Raw genomic sequence first — 7535 nt, 5'->3', positions numbered from 1 at the left:
GCATCCGTTGACGTTCTACTAATGTCGCCATTTTTAAGAGACGTTATCTTGCTGTTCTCTTTACTGTCCCCATGCGTTGCTACAAACGCACCTTTAGACTTATCCCACAACAAGGCGTCAGCTTGAGCAGTGGTAATTTCATTGGTAATCTCTTTATGTAAATCCGTGAAAGAAGTTCCTACACCGGCAAACGCTGAAGCCACATCTGTATAGCTCTCCTCACTCTCAGTTCCATCAGATTTTACTGTTTTAACCGTGAACTTAGGTTTGCTCCATTTGCCATCCTCATACTTAGCTCCTCCACCTAAAGACTTCGCAACATCGCTCCCTAGGGCATATAGCTGGTTACCCGCTACGGCATCCGTTGAAGTTCCACTAATATCTCCATTTTTAAGAGACGTTATCTTGTTGTTCTCTTTACTGTCCCCATGCGTCGCTACAAAGGCATGTGCAGTGTCGCTCCATAATAAAGCATCACCATTAACCGCTTGAGTAATATTACTTAGTTTATCCTCAAACTTTTTAACCTCATTAGACAGATGAGTGTTCACATTCTTGACACTCGTATCAAGACCCGCAAAGGCGCTACCAACATCATTGAAGCTCGTCTTTCCCACATCACCATCTGCAGAAACATTAGAGATCTCGTAAGTCGGAGCTGTCCATGTGCCATTCTCATACTTAGCTTTACCACCTAAAGATTTTGCAACCCCAGTGCCTAACGTATAAAGCTGGGAACCATTTACTGCCTCGGTTGAGTTTTTTGAAAGATCACCAGCAGCAACACCCAAAAGAGTCCGTGCTTCACCTTTATTATTCGTAAAATCTATTTGAGTGTGTGGTGTATCAGCACCAATAGTTATCGCATTTCCATCTCTAGCACGAGATGAGCTTCTCATAAAAGGAACGTTGTCTGCACTCTCATGCCGATCATCACCTTGCGATGGATTTTTTTGTTTCTCCCCAATAGCAGGGTTTTCCTTTATCTCAGTAAGCTGACGATTCCAACTTGTGAAATTAATACTAGAAAATGCATCCGCTACGTTCTTAGAACCTTCCTTAAAACCTTCCATCCCCGCAAATGCAGTATCCAAAGCAACTTTAATCTCAAATTTAATGTTAGATCTTAAGTTTTTGAAGGTATCTTCACTCCCCATAGATGTAGTGTTAATGTCAATATCTCTATACAGTTTGCTGCCAACTCTATAGGATAGCGGAATACCTTTAAGCACATTTGTACCACCACTAAAATCGTTTGATATGTTATTAAAAATCTGAGTAGCAGCAGAAACAGGAGAAACATGTGATAAAAGGATAATCACCGAAGCCACTGAAAGCGCTTTCATAAAAAGCAATCGATAAAGCGAGCAAGAATTTTTAAAATCACTCACCACTAGCGTTTTTGGTGTGGTATATAATTTTTTCATAACAAATTCTCCAAGTAAAAAACATATATTTAGAACATTAAAAAGACACATTTCAGCGCTAAAGGTGATTTAGGGGTATGGTATTTCCTTGTTCTTTATAAAGTTTGGGGTTTGTCGCAGAGGTCGACAGCGGTGGTTAGAACTTCGGTAAGGTTAAGGTTTTGATTTTTCTCGCTTTTAAGTAGGGTGTTTTCTTGCAACAAAGTTTATGAATTTGAGGATGGGGAGAAAGATGAAATCGACATAAAAGAGACATATTTGCGCGCTACTGTTAGATACGTGGTTTATATTTTTTGAAATAAAAGAACTTATTTTGTGTGCTTAAAAAGCAATAAAGTTTTTATTGTTAGAGGTTTGGTTTGTTTGGTGAGTAGTTTAGAGTGTTTTTATGAGGTTATTGCGCTTTTACCGTAAGGGTAAGCGGTGCACTTTCAGCGCTTAAGAACTTTTTCTTTGAAGAGCTTAAAATACAGTTATGGTAGTTGTGTGATTTTTTCATAATTCATCGCACCTCCCTTTGCGAGAAATTTATTCTGTTTTTACTAGAATGAGTCTTATTGGGGACTCATTTACTCTTTTATAGACTATTAAGAAGAATAGCAAGAAGAAAATGAGTTTTATTATTTTAACAGAATGAGTCTTTCTCGTTTATGTAATCGTGCAATATCTTTATGATTTTAAAATTCATAGCTTTATTACATACTTTATAGGCTAGAGATTCTGCTTCATAGCTTGTTTGAGTTGTTCCCTTTTGAACAAAATGAGTCTTACTCATAATTGCGGCTACTGTTTGTGTACAGAGCAAATAAACAAAATAATAAAATGTGATTTTTGATTTTTTAAACATATCCCCCCAATGGATATTTTCTATCAGTGAAATTATAGAACGTACACTTTTAAAATGCTGTGCAATTACGCACTCTAGTAATTTATATGCAGATATTACTCTGAATTTGTAAAATTTTGGTTAAATTGATTCACTTCTCACTAAAATCAGCCTCACTAAGATGAGTACTGTAGAGCATATTGTTATGAGAGTTATAATTATAACTTTTTATGTAAAATATTACTTCTCTATAATAAAAAATTTCGCCCTTGCCTAATGAGACAAGGGCGAAATTTTGGTTAAATTGTCGTTTTTTGTATTCTCTGGTGTTATTTTAATTTCAGAGTTATTCCACCACCTACGCCCCACTGACCTCCGGCACTGGTTGCTGATAGATTAGAACGAATCTTGCCATCTTCAGAGGTATAACCTGCACCAATCGCAAAGGCAGATTGGCCACGCCACAAACCGCCAGCAAATGAAACACTCAAAGAACCTGGATCATCGAAGTAACGTAAGTTAGACACTGCTAAACCAATCGCTGCAGCTTGCCTTGCCTCCTTGCGCACATTCTTAATATCATAACTTAATGCTTCAAACTTCATATCAGTATAGAATTTTGCCTCGTTTCTTGCACTACCGACCTCCTTATTCGTATACTCGTGCGCATCATCAAGAACACTCTTCATCTGCTGTTGAGTGAAATCATACACCTCATTACCATTTACTGCTCTCTTAGAACCTGCTTCAACTCTGCCATCTCCTACATTATCAATCACGACCGGTTGACTTCCATCAGCACCTACTAAAGAGATCTTATTGGTCTTATGACCCGCTTCATCTTTATCATACTTAACGACGTAGAGCATTTCTTGGTCGATTTTGTCTACTTTCTGATCAAAATCTTTTGCCTTCTCTTCAAGACTGCTAACCCTTTGGCTAACGCGCTCAAATTGGCTTTCACTGATGTCGTCTTGAGAAGTGTCGTCTACAACACCGTTTTCTACATTAGTAATCTTACTCGCTACTCCTTTACGACTAACGTCATACGCTCCCTTTTCTTCATTAGCTAATGGTGATCTAGCAGCAGATGAGCTTTTCGCAGATGCGCTTCTCATAAAAGGAAAGCCGTCTGAAATATTATCACCATTTTGAGATGGTATATTCATTGGCTTGACAATATTGCTGTCCTTTATCTTAGTAATCTGATGATTCAAAGTTGTGACAGCATTATTAACACCAGCAAAGGCATCCGCGACACTGCTATATTTTATCTCAGTCTCATTACCCTTCTCATCAAAGGCTTTAACTGTAAAAGTAGGAGCGCTCCATTCTCCATTTTGATACCCAGAACCACCACCAAAATAAGCAGCAATCTGGTTGCTTATCGAATAGAGCTGTGCACCATTGATTGCATCGCTTGAGTTAACAGAAATATCACCAGCAGAAATGTCAAAAAGACGCCGACTTTTACCATTAGCATCCATAAAACTTACTTGAGTTAATGGTGACTTAGCAGCAATAGTTACCGTAGTTGGAGCCTTCACATCACCTAGGGCGCGAGACGATCTTTTTACAGATGCGCTTCTCATAAAAGGAAAGTCGTCTGAAATATTATCACCATTTTGAGATGGCTTAGTTTTTTCACCAGAACCGGTTTTCTTTATCTCAACAATCTCATGATTCAAAGTTGTGAAAGCACTATTAACGCCAGCAAAGGCATCCGCAACGCTCGTATACGTATTTTCAGTCTCATTACCATCCTTATCAAAGGCTTTAACTGTAAAAGTAGGAGGTACCCATTTTCCTTTTTCATTAACCCCAGCACCACCGCCAAAATAACTCGCAAATGCCTGAGTCATACGATAAAGTTGACCACCATTTATTGCTTCGGTCGAGTCTTTATTAAAAGCACCGCCCCTAACACCAGAGAGAATTCGTGAGGCATTAATGCTGTTTGCAATATCTATTCTATCGCCACCTTTGCTTCCACCAATCGTAATAAGCCCAGCGCTATTTTGTTTAATAAAACTATCACCTGTCACACTTTCGATCTTTTTATTAAGATTTGTAAAAGAACTGCTTACGCCAGTAAGTGCATCGGCAACATTTTCATAGTTATTTTCAGTCCCACTACCATTCTGATCAAAGACTTTAACCGTAAAAGTAGGGGCACGCCAGTTTCCACCTTCATCATATCCAGCATTATCACTAAAATAGCTAGCAACTCGATTGCTCATGGAATAAAATTGAGAGCCATTTATCGCATCAGTCGATGTTGCTGTAATCGAACCAGCATTAACACCAGAAAGAGTCCGCACCGCGTTATCAATATTCGCAATACTTACCCTAGCTCCACTTACTTTGCCACCAATGGTAATAAGTCCTGATGCCGCATCTTGCTTAACAAGACTATCACCTGCCGCATTAATAACTATATTCTCAATCTTTTTATCAAGATTCGTGAAAGAACTATTTACGCCAGTAAATGCATCAGCAACATTTGTATAGTTCTCTTCAGCTCCCTTACCATCCTTATCAAAGACCTTAACCGTAAAAGTAGGAGCACTCCAGTTTCCATCTTTATAGCCAGCACCACCACCAAAGTAGCCTGCAACTACATTGCTCATGGAATAAAGCTGAGAACCATTTATCGCATCAGTTGAAGTTGCTGCAATCGAACCAGCGCCAACACCCGAAAGAGTCCGCACCGCATTATCAATATTTGCAATACTTACCTTAGTCCCACTTACTTTTCCACCAATGGTAATAAGTCCTGATGTAGCATCTTGCTTAACAAGACTTTCACCTGCCGCATTAATGACTATATTTTCGATCTTTTTATCAAGATTCGTGAAAGAACTATTTACGCCAGTAAATGCATCCGCGACATTATGATAGTCCTTTTCAGTTCCATTACCATCCTTATCAAAAACCTTAACCGTAAAAGTAGGCGAACGCAAGTTTCCATCTTGATAGTCAGCACCACCACCAAAGGACTTCATAGCCACAATGCCCAATTTATAAAGCTGGGAACCATTGACCGCTTGCTCCGATACTAGATTAACTGCACCATCACGAACACCAGTAATAACCCGCGCCTCACGATAAGCATTTGTAAAGTCTACTACAGCGCCATCTTTGTTTGCACCAATTGTAATAACCCCTGCAGAATTTTGGCGAACAAATTGATCCCCGATCGCACTAAGGAATAAATTTTCAACCTTTTTATTAAGATTTACAAAAGAATCACCCACGCCAGTAAATGCATCCGCAACATTTTTATAGTGCTTTACAGTTCCCTTACCACTTTCCCCAACGACGTTAACCGTAAAAGTAGGAACTATCCATTCTCCATAGCAATCATATCCAGCACCACCACCAAAAGATTTCGCAATCGCAGAGCCCAATTTATAAAGCTGGGAACCATTGACTGCTTGATTCGATGTTGGACTAAGCGCAGCATCAGCAACACCAGTAAGAACCCGCGCTGCACGAGAATTATTTGTAAAGTCTACTACAGTGCCGCCTTTGGTCGCACCAACTGTAATAGTCCCTGCAGAATTTTGCTGAACAAGATGATTGGACGAGATTATCTGAAACTGCTGATAAACACCTTGGAACTCTCTATTTACCTTTTCAAACGCAGAGCCAACATCTCTATAGACACCACCGCTAATTATATAGGTTGGCGCAATACTTTTACGTATATTTGCACCTCCGCCAAAATACTGTGCTACATTACCCCAAAGATCACAAGCAAAAACAGGAGAAGCATTTGATAAAAAGACAGCTACTGACACTAATGAAAGCGTTTTAATAAAAGGTAATCGATAAGACGAGCAAGAATTTTTTAAATTACTCACTGCTAGCGTGTGTGGTGTGGTATATATTTTTTTCATAATAAATCCTCTAAGTAAAAAAAGATATTTAAAACATCAAAAAGACATATTCCGGTGCTACTAAGCTCCAGAGATTGTTTTTTCTTGTTTTATAAAAGATTAGGGTTGTCATAATGCGGAAGAGGACTATCTAAGATATCAATGAGATAGAAGTCGACGTTGATCGATAGTCCAATTAATGTGGTTTTTATTTATCCCCCTTTAAGGAGGGGTGTTTTTCTTCAGCAGAGCCTTTAAATTTAAAGGTGAAGAAAGGTGAAAAAAGTGTAGAAAAAACATATTTGTGTACTATTATTAGGGGTTGTGTGTTTAAGAGGCAATAAAATGTTTATTGCGGAAGGGAGTTAAGCTGTTTGTTGAGTAATTTAGAGCGTTTTTTGTAGGGTTATTGCGCTTTTGGCGTGAAAATAAGCGAGATATTCCTGAGTTTTATATTTATATCTCTTAAAGCTCTTTGAGATCAGATAATTGTGATTTTGTAATTTTGCCATAACTTACCGCACCCCGCTTTGCGAAAAGATTTCTAGTTTCTTTTAATTAATTTTTCGTACTCTATACAGATTATTAAAAAATAGCAAGGAAGAAATGAGACTTTTTATTTCTTTAAGAATACTCCTCGTGGATATTTCTATTATAAAATTATAAACTGTGTAGTTTTCAAATATTGTGCGGTTACACGTACTCTGTTAATTTATATGAAAACATCCCTCTGCATTTGTAGTTTTTTTGTTAAAATGTTTCACTGTAACTAAAATTAGTCCCTCTAAGATTATTATTACAGAATATATTTTATAAAACTTTACAAGTATACTACTCTATGAATTTCTGTGTAAAATATCACTTCTTATAAAATTTTTACCCTTGTCTGATGAGACAAGAAGGCAAAACTCTCTTAAAAATAAATATCGATTACTCAAATAATTCCTTTTGGAGGTGATAAATGATTTTTTCATATAAAATTTCACAAAAAATATATTTTTACTCGAAATACGCCCTTATCTTCTATTGCTATTCATTTATGATGAAAATAACTTTCCTTCTCTTTAAATGGCACATGTAACTCATTTGATAAGAGAAGGAAAATTTATTTCGAATTTTCTATTGTTAATTCAGTGTTACCCTAAATCCAGCACCTACACCCCAATGTCCCCCAGCACTCGTTGCAGATACGTTAGAGCGAAATCTTCCATTTTCAGACATATAACCAGCACCAATAGCAAGTGCAGATTGACTGCGCCATACACCCGTACCAAGTGAAAAACTTAATTTTCCCGGTGTATCGTCATAGCTTAAATTAGATACTGCTAGACCAATAGCAGCAGCTTGTCTTGCTTCTTTCCGAACATCCTGAATAGCATAATTCAATGTCTCAAACTTCAT

General features: G+C 37.8%; 2 protein-coding genes and 1 pseudogene. All 3 read right to left on the bottom strand.

What is annotated here, in order from left to right; genetic code table 11:
* Positions 1–1427, bottom strand: a pseudogene (locus ACFINW_RS09085) (hypothetical protein); the annotation flags it as partial.
* A 1155-nt stretch (positions 1428–2582) separates the two neighbouring features.
* Complete coding sequence (locus tag ACFINW_RS09080) at positions 2583–6155, bottom strand: YadA-like family protein (RefSeq protein WP_375674216.1); 3573 nt, start codon at positions 6153–6155, stop codon at positions 2583–2585.
* A 1104-nt stretch (positions 6156–7259) separates the two neighbouring features.
* A partial coding sequence (locus ACFINW_RS09075) for a YadA-like family protein (RefSeq protein WP_375612590.1) occupies positions 7260–7535 on the bottom strand: 276 nt, incomplete at its 5' end.

Origin of the sequence: Bartonella sp. AA18HLJMS, from assembly GCF_042197245.1 — a bacterium.
Lineage (GTDB): Bacteria > Pseudomonadota > Alphaproteobacteria > Rhizobiales > Rhizobiaceae > Bartonella.
Note: the sequence above shows the minus strand (reverse complement) of the source record. Positions and strands in the feature narration are given on the sequence as shown.